Genomic DNA, 19,296 nt, shown 5'->3' on the forward strand with positions numbered 1-19,296 from the left:
GTTATGGGGAGATAAATGCGATGTCTGACGTCTTTGTAGGTCAAATCATGATGGCTGGTTTTGGCTTCACACCAAGGAAGTTCGCAGCTTGTAGTGGCCAAATCATGCTCATCCAGCAAAATGCCGCCCTGTTTTCCCTGCTGGGCACCCAGTACGGCGGCAACGGGCAAACGACCTTTGCCTTGCCCGACTTGCGCAGCCGCACGCCTTTCGGTTCAGGAGTCTCTGTCGACGGGGGCTGGCAACCAGCCCCACTCGTCCAGGGCACGCCGGACGGTTCGGAAACTGTCACCTTGCTAGGCACCCAGCTGCCAATGCACAACCATGCGGCCAGCGCGCTGACGCCGCCGGGTTCGTCCAAGAGTCCCGCTGGCGCACTGTATGCCAGCAGTGGGAGCGAATCGATTTATGTCGCCGCATCAGGACCGCAGGTGGCGCTGGCGCAGCAGACGCTGGGCAGCGTTGGCGGCAATGGTCCGCACAACAATATGCAGCCCTTCCGCGTCATCAATTTCAACATTGCCTTGTATGGTGTTTTCCCCTCGCGTAACTAAACCGCATCCCACCTTGTTAACGGAGAACATCCATGTCCCAATGTTATGTAGGTGAAATTCGCCAGTTTGCCTTTCCACGCATACCCACCGGGTGGTTTGCCTGCGACGGCAGCCTCAAACCTATTGCTGAATATGAGGTGTTGTTCATGCTGATCGGCACCACCTATGGTGGCGATGGTCAGGTCACCTTTGGCGTGCCGGATTTACGCGGCCAGTTGCCCTTGCACCAGGGACAGGGAGCAGGTTTAACGCCGCGCATCATCGGCAGCACCGGTGGCAGCGAGCAGGTCACCTTGACAACAGATCAGATTCCCCAGCACACGCACACCTATTTCGCCACCAACGCCACCGCCAACGCCGCAACACCGGGGCCGACGCTGGCGCTGGGCGCCGCCACCAACAGCGACAATATGTACGCGACCAGTGCGACGGGGGCCCTGCCGACGGTGCTGTCGGGCGTCGCCTGCGGCCTCGCTGGCGCCAACCTCCCCCATGAAAACCGCATGCCGACGCTGGCCGTGTCATTTTGCATCGCATGGCAGGGCGTCTTCCCTTCGCAGCAGTAACGACGACAGTCCACCCGACTTCACAGGAGAAAAATCGTGACATCACCATTCCTTGGCGAGATTCAGATCTTCGGTTTCAACTATCCACCGGCAGGCTGGGCACTGTGCAACGGCGCCACCTTGTCGCCGACCCAGAACACCGCCCTGTACGCACTGATCGGCACCACCTATGGCGGCAATGGCAGCACCACCTTCCAGCTCCCCAACCTGGTCGGCCGCGCCGCGTGCAGCCAGGGTACGGGACCCGGCCTGTCGCAATATGACATCGGCGAGTTCGTTGGCGCCGCAGGCGTGACGCTGACGGCGCAGGAAATGCCGGCGCACCGGCATGTCATGACGGTCAACCGTCAGCCGACGGCTACTCTGCAAAGCAATATCCCTGTAGCAGACGCACTGCTGCTGGCACCGGGCAAGACGACGGCCATGACGCTCAGCATCACTCCCGACACCAGGCTGGCACCCAACGTCGTCGGCTTGACCGGTGGCAACCAGGCGCACGAAAACCGCCAGCCCTTGCTGGCGCTGAACTACTGCATCGCATTGCAGGGAGAGTTCCCACGGTTTGATTGAGGCAAGCAGGATGGAGAAACAAGGCACGCGCACAGCCTGCCTTGTTTCCAGGCGCATCAGGACACGCGGGGCAAGAGCTTAGTTGAACACGGCCTGGTACAGGAAGCCGTGATTGTCGCGCGCCACCGGCACCAGGAAAATTCCCACTTCGCCGAAAGCGTCATGCTGCAGCTGGAAAATTTTCTGGTTGAAGACGATGGCGGAAGAATTGCGGAAAAGCAGGCTGAACGGTGGGCGCAACATTCCCTGCAAGGTCGACGCCGGCAACGGACGCGCCTCCACCAGGATGAACGGCGCGTTGCCGTCGCCCACCGAGATAAACGTGTCATTCAGGCGCGGGGCAAAATGCTCGAGGGTCAGTATATCCATGGTGCGTTTCCGTTCAGATATTGGCAGGACAGTGACTTATTCTAAATGAATCATTGTTGCATTGAAACTCTTTTAATGCGGGAGCCGCAAGCAGGCGGCTCCCGCCAGCTTGCAGTGCTTAGCGCATCGCCTCCAGCAAACCGGGCGCAAACTCGGCGCCGTGCTTGACCTGCGCGGTGGACGCCTTCAGGGTCGCGCCGATCGGCTCGGCGCGGCCAGCCAGGCATTGCCCCAGGAAGTTTTCCATCACCGCATTGAAGGCGATGTTGTTCACAGGGCGGGCAAAGCCATGGCCTTCGTCGGGGAACAGCACATACGTGACGGGGATATTCTTCGCCGCCATGGCTGCCACGATCTGGTCCGATTCCGCCACGTTGACGCGCGGGTCGTTCGCGCCCTGGCCAATCAGCAGCGGCCGCTGGATATTCTGCGCAAAATTCAGCGGCGAGCGCTCTTTCAGCAGCGCGCGGCCTTCTTCCGTGCTCGGGTCGCCCATGCGCTTGTAGAACTGCTGCTTGCCCGCTTCCCAGTACGGCGGAATCGTTTGCAACAGGGTGAACAGGTTCGACGGGCCGACGATATCGACGCCGCAGGCGAACGTGGTGGGCGTGAATGCCATGCCGGCCAGGGTGGCGTAGCCGCCATACGAGCCGCCCATGATGGCCACCTTGTCGGCGCTGGTCACGCCGCTCTTCACGGCCCATTGCACCGCGTCGAGCAAGTCGTCATGCATCTTGCGGCCCCACTGCAGGTCGCCGGCCGAAATGAATTGCTTGCCGAAGCCCGTCGAACCCCGGTAATTCACCGACAGCACAGCATAGCCGCGGTTGGCCAGCCACTGGTGGTAGCCGTTGTAGCCATAGGTATCACGCGCCCATGGCCCGCCGTGCACCAGCAGCACCATCGGCACCGCCTGCGATGGCACGCCGCCGGCGCTCGCCTTCGATGCCTGCGGCAATGTCAGATAAGACACCAGGGTCAGGCCGTCGCGTGCCTTGATTTCCTGTGGGTACATGGGCACCAGCGGCGCGCCCTCCAGCTCCGGCCGCGTCACGTACAGCTGCGTCAGCTTCTTGGTCTTGCGCTCATACAGCCAGCTCGATGCCGGCGCCGTGACGGCGTCGACGCCCACCAGCCACTTGTCGTCGGCTTCCGTGCGCGACGTCACGTTGAACTGTCCCTTGGCATGCTTCTTCAGGAAGGCCAGGTCGGCCTTCAGGTCGTCCGTCAGCGGCAGGTATTCCTGCTGCAGATAGTCGACGGAATAGGCTTGCACCTTGCCCGTGCGCGTGTCGTACAGGGCGTCAGAAATATCGGCGCGCGGATCCTGCGCCACCAGCGTGGTCTTGCCGCTGGCGACATCCTGCGCCAGCAGCGCCGAGGTATTGCGGCCGCGCGAGTCGGTCCAGTACAAGGTCTTGCCATCGACCGTAAACGCCAGCGGCGCCGTGGTCTGCGAGTCTTCCAGGCCCACCTCGGCCAGCGGTGCGCTCTCGACCTTGCCATCCGTCATGCGGAAATACTGCATGCCGCCATCGGCGCGCGCCTTGCTGGCGATGCGCAGCCTGAGCTGCTCGTCGGCCAGGTAGCCGCCATAGCCATCATTCTGCTGCACCAGGGTCAGCTTGCCGCTGGCCAGCTCCAGGCTGTACACGTCATGCCAGCGCGCATCGCGGTTATTGATGCCCACCAGGATGCGGTCCTTGACCTTGCTGCTGATCTGGACGATCCGCACGCGGGTCTTCTCGAACGGCGTGTAATTGATCTGCTTGCCGCTCACGACATTCACGCCATACAGCAGGAAGTTTTCATCACCGCCCTTGTCCTGGATGAACAGCAGGGTTGTCGAATCGGGCGACCAGAAGCTGCTGCGGATGGGCCGCACCTTCTCTTGCGTCAGCGGACGCGCCTGCGCCAGGTCGCTGGCCGGCGCCACCCACACATTGAGCACGCCATCGCGCGGCGCGATCCACGACAGCCACTTGCCATCCGGGCTGATGCGCCCGCCGGACTTGCTGGGATTGCCAAAGATCTTCGCCCGCTCGATCAGCGGCGGGTGATCGACAGGGGCTTGGGCGTGCGCCGGCAGCGCGGCGGCAAACAACAGGGCAGGCAGGGCATAGCGAATCATGGACACCTCATGGTTGTTGGATGAAGAGAAACATCACACATACACGTGCCAGCAAATCATAGGCGAAAGCCGTGTTGCCAGGTTGATGACAGTGACAGGGGACGAAAATCGGGGGATGGAAGGGCGAAAACGGGTGATGGCAGGTCCGTCAAGTCACTGACACGAGCGCGGCCATGGGGGAAGTACTTAGCAAACGCCGCCAGCCTCGCTCGTGCCTGTACGCAGGTCAAGCCCAAGCAGGCAGGTGTAGCCGTTTTCCCTGCTGTAGACGCACAGAAGATGCCCTCGGCGCCGCTCGCGGTCTTCAGGATCGCCGCTGCAGGCATGCTCGCGCCGCACGTCAGGCCCGATGCCATTGAACAAATCCCGGGCACTCTGCCCTTTGAACCTGAATGACACATGGCGGTCGTTCGGTGTGGGCGGCAGCATCTCGGCAAGGCTGCCGCCGTATACCTGATAGCGGCCGCTGAGTACCTTGGCGGCAGCCGTTTCCACGCTACTTTCGGCGGACTGTGCCAACGAAATCAGGGTGCACGCACCCAAAATTCCTGCTCTGTGAAAATTCACGCATACCTCCTGATCTCGACGTGAAAGTGATCGTCATGGCGTATCGCCGAGCGCACTCTTCCACCTCCAATCGCCTTCTGCACTTCCGTGTCATTAAAGTAAATGGTGCGGACCATCATGTGCCGCGCAAATAGTCGAATCAGCCGGGTTGTTGCCTCACGATCATAGGCAGCATCAAAACGCGTCAACCACGCCTCCTGCCCTGTCAGCTTGTCCTTCCGGACCGGCCGAATATCCATTTCAAGCCCCTTCTGGTGCGTGACGTGGCCATCATATTCGGCGCCACCAGCGACACTGATATTGCCGATACAAAACTTGCGCTCGTCAATGGCTTGCCACTCACGCTCAATGCACAGAATAAGAGTCATCAGCTTGGGGTGGGCATACTGGGCCTGATGGCCAGTGCCTGCCGCCCACATTTCCATAAACGTAATAACCCGCCCCCTCAGGCGCCTGGGGCAACATAAAGTAACCGCGCTTATCTTTCGGTTGAAGCTCCAGCATGATGGTCTTCACCAAGCGACGATACGCATCGAAATGCCGAGGGTATGCGAGAGTATGTGAGGGTATGATTAATAGCATCGCTGACGACGCTACGCCCATACATGCACACTACAAGATGTGAGCAGACAAAGCGATTATTGATGGCGTCCTCGTTCAATGACTTGGGATAAATCAATTCTGTCTCAATAATAGAGTGCAGGATCGATTCCGCATGCCTCCTGTGAGTCGACTCGGGGCGAGCACAGTGGTACTGACGATGCATTTAGAAAGCCGCCTTGTCTGTTTAATAATTACCTTTGACGGACTCTGATAATTAGGGATTACCTTCCTCGGCGCCATGAATACCGTGCCCGCTTGTCAGTGCCGGATACAGCGTCGTTCCTGCGCCATCGCAGTGGGCTCCGCGGCGAGCACCTTGGCCTGCCAGCGGCGCGAGAAACCTCGCCGGGACTGGCTGATGCCCCCGATCGCATTCTGCCCGGTTTCCCGGGCACAGTGGTCCAGGGCCTGGCGCAGCATCGTATCGACGCTGGTCAGGGAGACCTGATATTCGTCCGCGACTTCCTGGCGCGTCCTTTCGTCGATCCTCAGGGCAAGCAGAACAGAACGGTGCCGGTACGGCATGCGCTGCATCGCGCGCTCGACCGCGGCCAAATCGGAGCGGGCCAAGGCAATCAGGTCCGGACCGGGGGCCGGGTCAGTCAGATGCTCGATTGCAGCGTCATCGTCGTACTGCGCAGAGCGCTTGCCGCGCAGCTGGTCCATCGCGACGTTGCAAGCCACCCGGTAGACATAGGCGTTCGGGTTTTGCACCAACACGGGGACGCTCATGCCCGCCAATCTTAGCCAGGCGTCGTGCAGGCAGTCGCTGGCCAGGTCGGGACAACCGAGATTGCGCAACAATTGGCGGTGCAGGCGGGCGTAGTTCGCCGCCAGAAAATCGCCCAGCACGATGCCGTGGCCGTGCTCGCTGAATGGCTCTGCTGCGAACTCATCGGCAATATGGGACGCCTTCAGGCCATCCAGGGTACTCAGATTCATGACGGGTGTGCCTCGGTATTCGGCTGCAAGAATGGGGGAAACGGGATCACAGGCACTGCGGGTGCATGGCCTTCCCCTGCCTGTTCCCTGCACGGGCAGGAAACAGGCGAGGAAACAGGTGGATAACATCGCTGCATGCCACCCACCTGCCTAGCGGTCCTGCTGCAACTCGCGCCGTTGCTCGGGGCTCAAGCGTGCCAGCTGCCTGGCGTCAAAGTCGCGGCCGACGCCAACGAACTGCACCGGACTGGCAGCGTCGTAGGGAAGGCCGCGCGACGACTGCAGCCCGCCCCGGGGTGGCGGTGGCGCCTCACCCTCGCCCCCCATCGGCTCGTTGCCGAAGCCGATCAAGCGCACCGTGAAAATCGACGGCAGGTTCTGACGCGCCGTGCTGCGCTCGCGCTGCAGGACGTCCTGCGCGGCGGCCGTTGCCTGCGACGCCGCCGCACTGGCATTGCTCAATGCGCCGACATTCACCGCCGCAATGGTCGGCATGCCCATAGCCTCCCCCTTGACGGCGATGTTGGCCGCGTTGAGCACCTGCAGCGCCGCCAGGTTGACATTGCCCGACACACGGATACCCGCTTCGCCCGCGTCGATGGTGCCCAGTGGCGCGATCAGGTCGATGTCGCCGGCCGGCACTTCCGGAATCGGTGCCAGCGTGGCAATACCGGCACCGGTGCTCGGCACGTTGGACGACAGCGTGACGTTGCCCCACTGGTCGTACACACGCTTGGGCGGCGTGTAGACCACCGTGGTCTTCGAGCCGCGCCCCGCGTTGATGTCGCCTTCGCCCGACCAGCCCAGGATGGCGCCGCCGAAGGTGGTCATGACCCGGCTCTGGCCCAGCAGGATGCTGCCCAGCGAATAGATCGCGATGTCGCCCGCGCCCTGGGTCAGCACGCCCGAGTCGGGCGGCGGCGCCTCGCCCTCGATGCCGTAGACCTGGCGGCCGCCCGGCGTCATGAGCTCGATGTCGCCACCGAACAGCGTGCGTACGAAGCCGCTGCGCGGCGTGGCGCCGACCGTGCCGCGGAACATCGTGATGTCGCCGCTGTAGTTGATCGGTGTTCCATCCGCAGCCACCTTGGGGAACAGCGCCGCGATGGCATTGCGCCCGCGCAGGTAGCTGCCGAAGCGCGCGCCCTCGGCGTCGTTGTACTCGCGCCCGCCGGCCTTGAGTTCGGCGAAGTACACCTGGCGCGCAAAGATGCGTTGCTGCGTCGCCGGCAGCGCGTCGAAGAAGGCTTGCGCCTCGCCGGACGTACCGGTGAAGCCCAGGCCGTGGACCGGGTCGGCCAGCCAGGTGGCCAGTTCGGCCTCGTAGGTCTTGACGACCTTGCCCGGCTGCTCGGCCAGCGGCAGGCCTGCCTGGGCGCGCTTGCCTTCGCCGAGGTAACGCGCCAGGAAGCCCTTGTAGTCGGGGCCGTTCGCGCCTACGCCGGCCAGCATCGAGATGCTCGCGCCGGGCCGGCTGTCGCCCGGCACCACCGGGCCCAGGCTGGTTACGCCAGCACGGTCTTCCATCTGGATGTGGCGCCCTGCGGTAATCTCCAGCGTGCCGGGGCCGGCCACGTTAAAACTGCTGTAGACGATGTCGCGACCGGCCGACACTACCGACACGTCGGTCGGGGCGCTGTGCGCGAACAGGTTGCCCGAGCTGTCATAGCGCGCGCCCGAGCCCGCGTCAATGCGCAGGGCCTGGCCGATGGGCGTGCCGCTGCCGACGATGTCGCGCCCGGCCATCATCCACACCGGCTGCCCGGCCTCGTAATAAGTCTGGCCAGCGCGTGTCGGGTCGTTGGACGCAAAGACGTTGATGCGCCCCGTGGCCACGCCCACCAGGTCGCCGCGCAGGGCATAGAAGCGCACCGGTTCGCTGCCGTGTTCGCCGCCTGCCGACACGGTGTTGGCACCCAGCGCGAACAATGGCCTGCCATCTTCGATGAGGTTGCCGGCCTGGGCGAGATTGCTCACAACGGTGCCGTTCGCCAGCGTGCCCCGGAAAGCCGGATGGAAGGGCGTGGCCATGGCACTCTCGGCAGCGCCCGAGGGGCTCACTGTGTAGCCGCCGCCATGGATCGAATCGCTGGCAAGGAACTCCAGCAAGCTGTTGGCCGATGGCGCGAGCACCAGCGCGCCGGTCGCCTCTGTCGTTCTGTCCGTGGCCATGCTGCCGTAGTAGAGGCTGCCGCTGGCCGCGACCGCGCTCAGGATCGACGGGTAGACGTTCGCCATGTCGGTCGGGAGCGCGCCAAGGTTGGCCATCTGCGGCGTCAGGTCGCCGCCGGCCGAGAACAGGCGGATGGCGGTGTTCGGCGTCCACAGCGTGAACCAGCTGTCGCCGCTGCCCTTGGCCGCGTCTACCATGAAGGGGGTACGGTTCTGTATCACGGCGCGGCCCGCATCGTTGGCGTCCGTCACGACCAGGTCGCCGCGCGTGTTCAGCTGGTAGCTGGCATCGCCCGGCACCAGCAGCATGCCGCCCTGCGCCACCGCGCGCCCGGCCGAGAACGGATCTATCGCCCGGGGGTCGCGTTCGGACAGCTGGCCGGTGTACTGCGCATAGCGCAGCGACTGGGTGCCCATCGCGCCGGCTTGCATCTGCACGTCGCCGCGCAGGTTGACGACGGCGCCGTTGAGCACCGCGTTGGTATGGATGTCGTCCAAGGGATCGAGCGCCAGGGGGTTCAGTGCGCCGCCGACGCGCAGGCTCAGATCGCCCCCGCCGGTGAGCGCCAGGCTGCCATCGGCCAGCACGCGGCCGGTGCCGCCCACGGCCAGCACCAGGGCGTCGCTGCGCAGGTTGTCCGTGCCGGTGCGCACGGCCTTACCCCGCCTGGACACAAGGCCCGCGTCGCCGCCCACGTCCACGCGCAGGTCGCCGCCGCCCAAGGTGCCGTAGCCGGTGAAACCCAGCAGCGTGTCGGTCGTGCCGCGCGTGACATAGCTGCCAAAGTTGATCCACCAGGCCGCAGCCTGATCGTCCCCCCCGCCGAGCGTGCTGCCGCTGCCCTGGCGCCACAGCCAGTTGGCGGTGTCGTTGGTCGTCACGCCCTTGTCGGCCGGGTTGGGGCGGCCGACGCCGGTCGAGGTGATGGCCTGCGCCGCCTCGCCGGTCAGGTTGCCGCCGGCCTGCAGCGTGAGGTTGCCGCCGCCGGCCGGGTACCAGGCGCGCGCCAGGCTCTCGGCCCCGCCATCGACGAACTTCTCGTAGCCCTTGTTCTTGTCGCTCAGCACCGTGCCGCTGCTGCCCACCACGCGCGGCAAGTTGTACGGGTCGCCGGCCCGCGTGGCCTGCGACGAGGCGCCGGCCGTATAGACGCCATAGAGCGAGTGCATGCCCAGGTTGCCGGCCGCGCGCAGGTCAAGGTCGGCCGCGCCGGTGCGCAGCACGCTGAAGCGGGTGCTGCCGGGCAGATACTCATAATACACATTCACGGGCAGTGCCACACAATAGCTGACACGTGCCGCACACAGCGCTGCGGCAGTCTTGTATGTACCGTTGGTCGATTTGGCGGCAACCGCATCGAGTATCGGCGTATCCGCAAACGCGGGATTCTTTACCGCATTGGCCCCACTCTGCGACCATTTGAAAGCGTAGACCGGCGTGCAATAGGCCCCGTTCGCCGCGCACAGCGCCGCAGCGCTCTGGTACTTGCCGCCCATGAGTTGGCGGGCGACTTCGTCGGTGATTTCTACGCCTGCCTTCAACCCCAGATCGGCAGCCGCGAGCGATGTCCATGCGAACGCGCCTTTGAACGGCAGCGCCTTGGCGAACAGACCGTAGTGGGTGTCGGCCATGCGCAGCACACCCGCTGCGGGGTTCTGCTGCAGCGTGCGCGGGTCGGCCGCACCGAGGTCGGCGCCGCCCGCCAGTTGCAGCGACCACGACTGCGAGCCTTCCGGCAGCATCGCGGCCACGCCCCACAGCCGGCCCGCGCCGCCAGGACGAAGCTCGACCGACTTGGCGTCGCCCGGCAGCTTGATGTTGGTCGAAGAAGGCAGCAGCGCGCCCACGGGCAAGGCCGTGTCGCCATGCATCAGGTACTTCGCGCGTACGGCCGGCAGCGTGACGCCCTTGGGCCAGACCAGCGCGTCCAGCGTGGTGGCGCCCGGCAAGCGCGTGCCGGCGTCCAGGCGCGTGCCTTGAGGCAGCGTCACGGTTTCGCCGGCGATGCTGCCGGCCGCGTGAATGATCTGGCCCGAGGCATCGCGCACGTTGGCAGCGAGCACGGTCCCGGCGGGCAGCAGCATCTCAGCCGTCAATTCGCTGGACACGGGGATCAGCGTGCCGGCGGCAAAGTCACTCGACTGTATCGGCAGGTCAAAATTGAGCGCGTTGCCGCCTTCGAACGCCGTGCCATCGGCCAGCACGATGCCGGCACGCGGGATCACCGTGTCGGCGCCGAAGAAATTTTTTCCCGAAAGCAACAACCAGCCTTTGTCGTCCTGCGTGGCGGGTGGCGGCGCGAAGCCGTCGTTGATGCTGCCATAGATATCGAGGTTGCCGGCCGCGCGGATGCGCAAGGTGCCGACTTCGCCCGAGCCATAGACGCCGGTCTTTTGCGTGTGCGGGTTGACGCTGGCGTAGCGGTAGCCCGACAGGTCCAGGTCGCCCGACACCACGATGTCGCCACCCGGGTTGGTCAGCGCATTGCTTGTGATCTCGATGCCGGGACGCAGATGGAAGGCGTCGGCATAGGCCGGGTTGCGCAGGCCGGCAAGCTTGCCGGTCATGAGGCTGGCGCGCGCCAGTGCGGCATCGATGAAATCGTTGTTGTGGTCGTGCTTGTCCTTCAGCCAGGTCTGGGTGATCTCCTGGTAGGGTCGTCCGCTGGCGGCCGGTGAGCTGACCAGCGGGGCGTCGTCGTAGCGTTGCATGGCGTTGACCGCGATGGAGCGGGCGCCGCGGATGTCGAGCGCACCGCGCGCGTCGATGGCGATGTCGCCGTAGACCGCCGCATCGGCTGCCCCGTTGATGCCCGGCAAGCCGTTGGCGCCGATGCGCGGCGCCGAGAGTTCGAGCGTGCCGCGTGCGCGGCCGTCGTTCTGCCCCCGCTGCGTGCCCAGGGTCGCGGCTGTGCCATGGCGCAGATCGACGCGTGCGCCGTCGGCCAGCGTCAGCACGCCGCCCTGCGTGCTCAGGTCGACGATCGCGCGGTTGGGCGAATCGATGATCTTGCCGTAGCTATCCACGCGCAGCAGCGTGCCGTGCGCATCGAGCAAGGCCGAGCCCGCCACCGTCAGGGCGTTCTTTGCCGCGAGGGAGATGCGGCCCACGCGCTCGCCGCTGGCGTCGACGGTGCCGTTGACCGTCAGGCTGCCGTTGTCGACCGACACATTGACCTCGCCGGCCTTCAGGCCGTCGCCGATGGTAAGGTCGCCCTGCTTGAGCTGGAAGGTGCGCGTGCCGGACACGCCGCCTTCGTTGAGCCGCTGGTTGAGGGAGGCGAACTGGCTGTCGAGCGCTGCGCCATCACCGAGATGCTGTGCGCGAACTTCCACGCCGCCAGCCAGATACGGCACCAGCGTGCCACCCGCATCGTAGCGCCCCGTGCTGCCGCCACGGATCGCACCCTGCAGGTCGACCACGCCGGCCTGGTCGCCCAGCGCCAGCGCCAGCGCCTTGAGCGTGCCGGCACGGTTGTTCCGCGCCGACAGGTCGATCACCGAGCCCGCAGCCTGGTGCACATTGCCGGCCAGGCTTTCGAGCGTGACGTCACCGCCCCAGCTGTACTTGGACACGTCGTTGAAATCGATCTTGCGGCCGGCCAGGTCGAGCTGCGCGCGCCCGGTCAGCGTGAGGTCCTTGTCGGCGCTGATCACGAGCTTGCCGCTGGGCAACGCCAGCGTGGTGTCGACGATCACGTCACGGCCTGCAAGGCGCAGTTCCGCGCCGAGTGCGGCATCGGCGACCGGTGTGCTCGCCGGCACCGAAGCGCTCAAGCGCAGATCGCCGCCCGCGGTGATGCGGTTGACCGAGCCCGCCGCGCCTGTCAGCAACGGCGCGTCGATGCTGAGGTTGCCGCCGCTGTAGGCATAAGCCTTGCCGGCTTCATACGCGCCTTGCGACTGGTAGACCGACAGGCTGCCCTTCTGGTTGGCCGTGACGCGCTCACTGGCGGCGAGCCGCACGTCGGCAAAGCCCAGCGCCAGACGCGCGTCATCGCTGGCGCCCTCGGCTTGCGTGCCTGGGCCATAGCCGAATTCGATGGTCCCGGCCTCGATGGCCAGCGTACCGCTGCCGGTGCCGGCGCCGCCCGTGACTGCGGCGCCGGGCGCCACGGTCGATCCGGTCCAGATCAGGTGGCCGGTGCGGATGGTCGCCACATCGCCGGCCGCGCCCGCGCCGTAGATGGCGGGCGTGCCCAGCACCAGGCGCGCGAGCGTGGATTTGCCGGTGGCCGGGTCGATGGTGTCGAGCGAGGCGCTGCCGAAGAAGCGCAGGCCGCCGCTGGCGTTGAGTTGCAACGTCTCGAGCGCCGGGGCGCCGTACCGTGTGTCGCCGCGCAGCAGCCGGTCGAGCACGCTCTGGTTCAACACCAGGCCGGAAGGCAGCGTGTTGCGCGCGGCCGCGTCGGACAGCGCCGCGCTGTCGCCGACGTTGATGCCCTGCACCGCCAGCGTGAGGTTGCGCGTGCCGTAGCGCACCGAGTCGTCGAGCACGAAACGGTCGGGCGTGGACAGCGCGATGGTGCCTTCGGAATACAGCTCGGCCTGGCCCGCACAGGGCGCGACGGTACATGTGCCGATCTGCAGGCTGCGGTTCCCTGCCAAGTCCACGCTCGGCAGACCCGGCAGCATGCTGAGCACGCCGTTGGACACGGCCACCAGATTGCCGGCCGTACCCGCGTAGAAAAATCCATCGGCCGAGTCATAGGCCGCGCGGCCCTTGCCCAGCGTGCGGATCGCCGCGCCCTGCTCGATCACGAGATGGCTCGCGTTATCGGTGTTGGTGGCATCGGCCAGCAGGAACACCTCGGGTGCCGACAGCACCGCCCCCTGGCGCAGCGTGAGGCTGTTCGTGCCCGTGCCGAACATCACGATGCGTCCGCCCGGGCCGTAGGTCACGTACTGCAGACCGCCGAGCATGAGCCGCGAGGCCCCCATCGCATTGAGCGCGTCAGCGTTCAGCGTCACGCCCTCGAAACCGGCGCTGGCCTTCGCACCGCCGCGCACGACCTCGATCTGGCTTTCAGGCCCCCCCGATCCAGCAAAAACAGCCACCGTGCCGCCGTAGCCGCCCTTGGCCGCGTCGAAGCGGCCGATGCCGTCGAAGCGGAAGGCATCGACACCGGCGCCGGTGTTCGACGTGAGGGCCAGCAGCAGCGTGCGCGCGTCCGCCGGTGCCATCGCGCGCGGCACGCCGAGGCGCGCGGCATCGCTGACGATGAACTGGTTGAACGAAGTCTCGTTGTACTGCGAGTAGCTGCGCAGCACCTCGGCCGGTGTGAGGATCGCCTGGCGGAACAACGTATCGCCGATGGCGGTATGGGCGATGCCGAGCCGCGCGGCGGCCGACCACGAGCCGTTGCGCATCGCGCTGCCGGGCTGCGCCGCGCCCTGGCCGGCGCTACCGTTGAGCTCGACGCGGAAGGCGCCGGGCAACAGGGCATAGGTGGAAGGCATCAGCGTGTAGGTGCCTGCGGACAGGCCCGGCACGCCGGCACCCAGCGTGATCTGCTGGCCGATCAGCGGGTCGACCGCGCCACGTTCGCCGCCCACCGGGGCGACCGGGGCCTGCACGCCGGGCACGATGGCATACACCTGATTGCCCGCGAGACCGGGCAGGCTGAAGCTGCCATCGGCCGCAGTGCGCACCAGCGGGTGATAGCGCGCATCGGTCGAGCCGCCGCGGCCACCGATGAAGCCAAAGCCCTTGAGTTCGCCGCCCCCCGAGAGGTCCAGCACCGCGCCTTCCTGCACATGAAGACGCGCACCGCCCAGTGTGAGGCCGACCGTCAGCGTCTGGCCGTACGAGCCGGCGCCGCCCACGCCGATCAACTCGACTTTCGTGCCGTCGTAGAGGTAGTTCAGGCCGTCAACCGTGCCGCCATACGGCATCAACAGGCCGTTGCCACTGACCGAGGTCAGGCTCCCAGGCAGGAAGTCGACCCGCGTGGTGTTTGCGTCGCCGATGCGCAGGCTGCCCAGCGGCACGCGCAGCACGCCGCCCTGCTCGATGGTCGCGGCGCCGAGCGCCAGGCCGCCGAAGGCCGCATAGGGCACCGCCGGCGCGGCTTGACCATTGCCTTCGATGCGCAGCACGCGATCCGGTGCATAAGTGCCGTCGTGCAGCACACCCGCCTGGATCGAGGCCGAGACGCCGATGGCCGGGTAGATTTGCGCAGCCCGCAGCGTGAGGTCGCCCGGGGTGGCCAGGCTGGTCGTCGGCATGCCGTTGCTCAAGGCCGGCACGTCGGACAGAAAGCGCAAGTCGCCGTCGCTCTGCAGCGTGGTCTGGCCGAAGCCGCGCCGCTCCACCCTGATGCTGGCCGGGTTCTCCGGCGTGTCGCTGTCGGACGATATCGGTATATCGCCGTTGACACCAGACACTCGAACCGACGAGCGCACGTCGACGAGGCCGGCATGCACCGCCAGATGCGCCTCGGAGGGCAGCCAGTCGCCGGTGCCGCTGACGCCGAAGCGGCCCCGGGTCACGTCCAACGCTACGCTCTGCGTGACGCCGGCCAGCCGCACGTAGGGCGCTTCCAGCGTAATGTGCGCGTCGTTGCGCGCGTTGTTGGCCAGCATCAGCGCGCCGTAAGCCGACAGGCTCTGGCCCAGCCGCAGGCTGACGTTGTCTTCCAGGCTGATACCGCCCGCGCTGAGCAGCGCGAGGTTATCGAAACCGCCCCGTGTGACGGTGTCGACGCCGAGCCGGCCGTGGCCATAGACCAGCGCCGCATCGGTCGCGCCGGGGGCCAGTCCGGCCGGCAGGTCCGACGGCCCCTGCAACCCGCCGATCACCAGGTCGCGGTAGTTGCGCACCGCGTTCTCGGCCAGCGTGTACTGCGCCGGCCCCGAACTCGTGCGCACTTCGGGCGATTCCAGCGCGACTTGCAGCGTGCCGCCGGCCGCACCCGCGCCGCCCGAGCGGGCCCGCAGTTCGCCGTCAAGGTAGAGGCCGTTGTTCGAGGCCAGCGTGATGCGCCCGCCGCGGCTCGCGACCGCGACCGGGCCGGCAGCGCCCATGTCGAACACGGCGGCGGTGCCCGATGCATCGAGCATGGCGCCGTCGCGTACGACGATGAAGCCGTTGGCGGCCGTGGCCGAACCGTCGCTTTCCTTGATCTCGCCGCCGATCACAATGCTGCCACCGTCGCGCACGATGCCGTAGCGCCGACCCTGCGCATCGAGCGCGGTCGCGGGCGTGGCGGACACGTCGATCACCGCCTGCTCGCCGAGCCAGATCGAGCGGCTGTGCGCCCCATCCACGGCGTACTCCTGCTCCATGCGCGTGAGGTCGAGGTTCTTCAGCGAAATGCTGCCGCCGTGCGCCTGCAGCCGGCCTTGCAGCGTGAGCTGGCCGACGCTGCGCACGTCGATGGCCTGGCCGGGGTCGACCGTGATCTGCGCCCCCTGTCCGATGACCGCAGCCACCGTCGGCAGTTCGGCCGCCAGGGTCTGCGCCGTGCCCGCCTGCAGGCTCAGGCTCGCGCCCGCGCGCTGCGTGAGCACGCCCTTGACGGCATCCTCGGCGTAGAGCGGCGGCGTCCAGGCTTGCAGCACTTTGCCCGCGTCAAAAGTGGTCGCGACATTCCTCGCGTCGGGCGTGACGCGCAGCACCGGCATCGTCACCTCGACCTGCGTGCCGTCGGCCACCGTGACGCCACGGTCGCCGATGAGTGCGTAGCGGCTGAAGCCCTTGTCGAAGAAGTTGCCGGCCAGCACCAGCGTGCCAGCATCGGCCGCAGCCACCGATCCGTCGTTGACGCGTACCTGCCCGGCCTGCAGGCTCAGCGTGCCGCCACCCGAGGTGCCCCAGCCGCGCAGCGCGCCATCGATCGCCAGCACGCCCTCGCCACCGCCGGTCTGCGCATTCGCCTGCAGCCGGACGTCGCCGCCCTTGCCGCCGCGCTGCGAGGTGCCGTTGGCCAGCAAGGCCGCACCCGAGGAGACGTCGATGACGCTCCCCTGGGCCAGCAGCACGTCGCCGCTGCTGCGGATCGACACGCTGCCGCCGTTGCGCCACGCCATGTTGCCGGTATCGCTAGCATCGCCCGACAGGTTGCTCCACAGGCCGCGCGTGTCCAGTGCCACGCCCTGGGCCACCGCCACGCCCGCGCGCACGCCTTCGGGCGTGGTGATCTGCGTGGTGTCATCGAGGTAGTTGGTGCTGGCCTGCGCGAGCGTGTCGCCCAGGCGGATGCTGCCGCCGTGCGCCGTGAGGGCCGCGTTCACCCCGACCTTCGGGCCGTAGAGCGCGATGTCGCCGCCATTGCCCAGCGTCAGCGCCGAGTCCACCGTGATCGCGTTCGCGGCCGCAATGCGCACCGCGCCCAGTGAGAAGCCGTTGAGCAACGTGGTGTCGAGGATCAACGTGTCCTGGCGCGCGGTGGGCAACGCCGCCGTGAGGTCGAGCCCGGCAGCGATGCGTTCGGCCGTGTCGCTCAGCACCACGTCCTTCACGCCCGCGGTGTCGAGCCGGCGGTGCATCAGGCCGGTGTTCTTGTCGTAGAGGGCACCATAACTGCCGACCACCAGCTGCCCGCCGCGCGCCACCGCCACCTGCGACTGGTCATACCCGTCGAGTCCGGCCTGCGCCGCCTGCGTCTGGCCGCTTCCCTGGAAGGTGTCGCCCGCGATGTCTCCCTCGATCACCGCACTCTTCGTCCCGATCACCAGCAGGCCGGCATCGCGGCCCACCGTGTAACCGTTTTCCAGCCGGCGCTGTTGTCCGATCAGCGGGTTGTAGTAATAGCCGGTCGCCTTCTCGCCCCAGCGTTCGTGCTTGTCCTCGTAGCCTTTGTAGACGCCCGTGTAGCGCTGGTCACCGGGCGCCTTGTTCACGTCATACAGCCGCCCATCAGTCCCCTTGAGCCACGTCTGATTGATAAAACCGCTCTGCACATTGACAGTGCCTCCCGACAGGTTGATGCTGGAGCCGGCCTGCGTGACCACATCGTTGCCGCCGAAGCTCAGCGTGCCGCCCTGCGCCATCCATTCGCCCACAGTGTGCCCCGCCGTACCCAGATACCCGCCGACTTCCAGCAGGCCGCCCGCGGTGTACCAGCGGTCGGTGGCATAGCCGTTCGTGCCCTTGGGTACGAACACCAGGCTGCGGCGGTCGATCCACACGTCGTTGCTGTTGAGGGTCTTGCCATCCCGGTTGAGCGGCGCATCGCGCTGTTCGTTGCCCTGGATGTTGACCTTGACGTTGTTCGATTCCATGGCCAGGTTCACGCCCACGGCGCCGGAGACGTCGATCCGGGCGCGCTCACGCACCAGGCTGCGCTGGGCTGCATGGATGTCGATCTGACCGCCGGTGGCCAAGGTCAGGGAGTCGCCCTGGAAGTCGACCGTGCCGCCACTGGCGATCTCGATGCGCGACTGGTCGCGGCGGTCGGTGATGGCCACGATATTCTCGGCAGTCGTGATGGCCGGTCCCCGCAGGCCATCGCGCTGGCTGTCCAGGGCAGTGCTCTTGCCGTCGTCCTCGATCACCACGGCGGTAGTGGCCCCCTGGCCGAAGGCGACCTTGCCGTCCGCGCCGATGGCGTTGAGGTGCACGGTGCCGCGCGTGTTGACGCTGGTGCTGGCGAGTACGACGCCATTTTGCCGCACCTCACGCCCCAGCATCGTCACGTCGCCCTCGCGCGCCTGGATCAGGCCGGTGTTGCTGACCTTGCCCGCCAGGCTGTCGCTGCTGAACTGTGGGGTGATCTCGTTGCCGCGCGTGGTCGACGCCTGGTTGCCGTCGGTGCCGACGCCCTTCCTGATGACGAAGCTGTCGCCGGCCGCGAGCGCGGTCTGGCCTTTCTGCGTGGCGATGTCGCCCGCGTTGTGCACCTCTTTGCCGAGCAGCAGGACATAGCCGCCGCCTTCGGTGGAAGTCTTCGGGGCCAGCGTGGCGATCCGCGCGCCGGCCTGGACCTCTACCCTGCCCTCGGAGTTGGTGAAGCTGGGTTCGCTGGCGTTGGCCGTGTAGATGCCGCTGGTCTTGAACTGACCGTCGCCGATCCCGGCGGCGGCGGCGATGAGATTGCGCGTGTTGACCTGACTGCCGCCATGGAAGACGATGCCGTTACGGTTGACGATGAGCACCGTGCCATCGGCCTTGATCTGGCCCTGGATTTGCGAGGGGCGTGCCTGCGGATCGTTGACGCGGTTGAGAACGGCCCAATCCTTCTGCTGCCTGAACTCGACCGTCGTGTTGCGCCCGACATTGAAGGTCTCCCAGTTCAGGATGGCCTTGTCGCCGGTCTGCTGGATGGCGATGTTGCTGCGACCGTCAACCTGGCTAAGCTCCGGGGCATTCGCGTTGTGCCAGCCCGCCGTCAGCGAATTGGCGTCGATTTTCAGGCCGCCCGCGCTCATGCCATCGGGGACGGATGCCCCATGCGCGGCCGCCAGGCGAGCGGCGGCCTGGGCCGACTGCTGCGCCGCGATGCCGCGCGCGGCCAGGTTCAGATTGCTGATCGAGCGCTGCAGTTGCTCATTGGCCTTCTGCTGCTGTCCGAGCGGGTTCGTCAGGCTGGATGCGGGCTGGCCGCCGGGCAGCCTGCCCGTTTGCGACGCCGTGTCCCGGAGCGCGCCCTTGTCGGCAAACCATGCCGGACTGAACGTGCGCTGCGCATGGGCCGGCAGCGTCACCGTGCCTGCGACCAGTGTCAGCGCGATGGCCCGCGCCAACGGTGCCAGCGTGAATACCCGATCCTGTTTGCGTATCGTTTGATTTTCCTTGCCACTGCGCCCGCGTGTGTTCATGTAAGTTTCCGCCTGGTCATTGAGTCGATGCCGTTCGGCTGCCCGTCTCGCGCCGGCCAGC

At 66.5% G+C, this 19,296-nt stretch carries 9 protein-coding genes; 3 read left to right on the forward strand and 6 right to left on the reverse strand.

All coding sequences use genetic code 11. The annotated features are described in order from the left end of the window. Window positions 1-50: 50 nt before the first annotated feature. Genes O0882_RS01815 through O0882_RS01825 form a run of 3 tightly spaced genes read left to right on the forward strand, consistent with a single transcriptional unit; the run spans window position 51 to window position 1,690 of the window. Window positions 51-554, forward strand: a complete 504-nt coding sequence (locus O0882_RS01815) for a tail fiber protein (protein ID WP_289946777.1) — start codon at window positions 51-53, stop codon at window positions 552-554. 32 nt (window positions 555-586) lie between these two features. Continuing rightward, the gene (locus tag O0882_RS01820; protein WP_289944868.1) at window positions 587-1,120 is read left to right on the forward strand and encodes a tail fiber protein; all 534 of its coding nucleotides are present in this window, start codon (window positions 587-589) and stop codon (window positions 1,118-1,120) included. Window positions 1,121-1,156: 36 nt separating this feature from the next. Further along, on the forward strand, window positions 1,157-1,690 hold the full coding sequence (locus O0882_RS01825; protein ID WP_289944869.1) for a tail fiber protein: 534 nt from the start codon (window positions 1,157-1,159) through the stop codon (window positions 1,688-1,690). Between the two features lie 78 nt (window positions 1,691-1,768). Here the strand turns inward: O0882_RS01825 and O0882_RS01830 are convergent, their stop codons facing one another. The 6 genes from O0882_RS01830 to O0882_RS01855 all read right to left on the reverse strand — a co-directional run bounded on the left by O0882_RS01830 (window position 1,769) and on the right by O0882_RS01855 (window position 19,235). After that, entirely contained in the window at window positions 1,769-2,059 is a 291-nt protein-coding gene (locus tag O0882_RS01830) for a hypothetical protein (protein ID WP_289944871.1), read from the reverse strand. 118 nt (window positions 2,060-2,177) lie between these two features. After that, window positions 2,178-4,190 (reverse strand): S9 family peptidase, encoded by a 2,013-nt coding sequence (locus O0882_RS01835; protein WP_289944872.1) that lies wholly within the window; start codon window positions 4,188-4,190, stop codon window positions 2,178-2,180. Window positions 4,191-4,376: 186 nt separating this feature from the next. Continuing rightward, a complete protein-coding gene (locus O0882_RS01840) occupies window positions 4,377-4,757 on the reverse strand; it encodes a hypothetical protein (protein WP_289944874.1) in 381 nt (126 codons plus the stop codon). After that, window positions 4,754-5,182: a penicillin-insensitive murein endopeptidase gene (locus O0882_RS01845; RefSeq protein ID WP_289944876.1), complete on the reverse strand. Its 429-nt coding sequence runs from the start codon at window positions 5,180-5,182 to the stop codon at window positions 4,754-4,756. Before O0882_RS01845 ends, O0882_RS01840 begins: the two co-directional genes overlap by 4 nt. A gap of 436 nt (window positions 5,183-5,618) precedes the next feature. After that, on the reverse strand, window positions 5,619-6,302 hold the full coding sequence (locus O0882_RS01850) for an RNA polymerase sigma factor (protein ID WP_289944877.1): 684 nt from the start codon (window positions 6,300-6,302) through the stop codon (window positions 5,619-5,621). Window positions 6,303-6,452: 150 nt separating this feature from the next. Further along, window positions 6,453-19,235, reverse strand: coding sequence for a filamentous haemagglutinin family protein (locus O0882_RS01855; RefSeq protein ID WP_289944878.1), 12,783 nt, complete (start codon window positions 19,233-19,235; stop codon window positions 6,453-6,455). Between the last annotated feature and the right edge of the window lie 61 nt (window positions 19,236-19,296).

Origin of the sequence: Janthinobacterium sp. SUN073 (assembly GCF_030397665.1) — a bacterium.
GTDB lineage: Bacteria > Pseudomonadota > Gammaproteobacteria > Burkholderiales > Burkholderiaceae_D > Janthinobacterium.

What these genes read in the sequence shown, in the direction of transcription:
- O0882_RS01815 (WP_289946777.1), top strand. Translation starts at nt 51, where the DNA reads ATGGCTGGTTTTGGCTTCACACCAAGGAAGTTCGCAGCTTGTAGTGGC.
- O0882_RS01820 (WP_289944868.1), top strand. Translation starts at nt 587, where the DNA reads ATGTCCCAATGTTATGTAGGTGAAATTCGCCAGTTTGCCTTTCCACGC.
- O0882_RS01830 (WP_289944871.1), bottom strand. Translation starts at nt 2,059, where the DNA reads ATGGATATACTGACCCTCGAGCATTTTGCCCCGCGCCTGAATGACACG.
- O0882_RS01835 (WP_289944872.1), bottom strand. Translation starts at nt 4,190, where the DNA reads ATGATTCGCTATGCCCTGCCTGCCCTGTTGTTTGCCGCCGCGCTGCCG.
- O0882_RS01845 (WP_289944876.1), bottom strand. Translation starts at nt 5,182, where the DNA reads ATGGAAATGTGGGCGGCAGGCACTGGCCATCAGGCCCAGTATGCCCAC.
- O0882_RS01850 (WP_289944877.1), bottom strand. Translation starts at nt 6,302, where the DNA reads ATGAATCTGAGTACCCTGGATGGCCTGAAGGCGTCCCATATTGCCGAT.
- O0882_RS01855 (WP_289944878.1), bottom strand. Translation starts at nt 19,235, where the DNA reads ATGAACACACGCGGGCGCAGTGGCAAGGAAAATCAAACGATACGCAAA.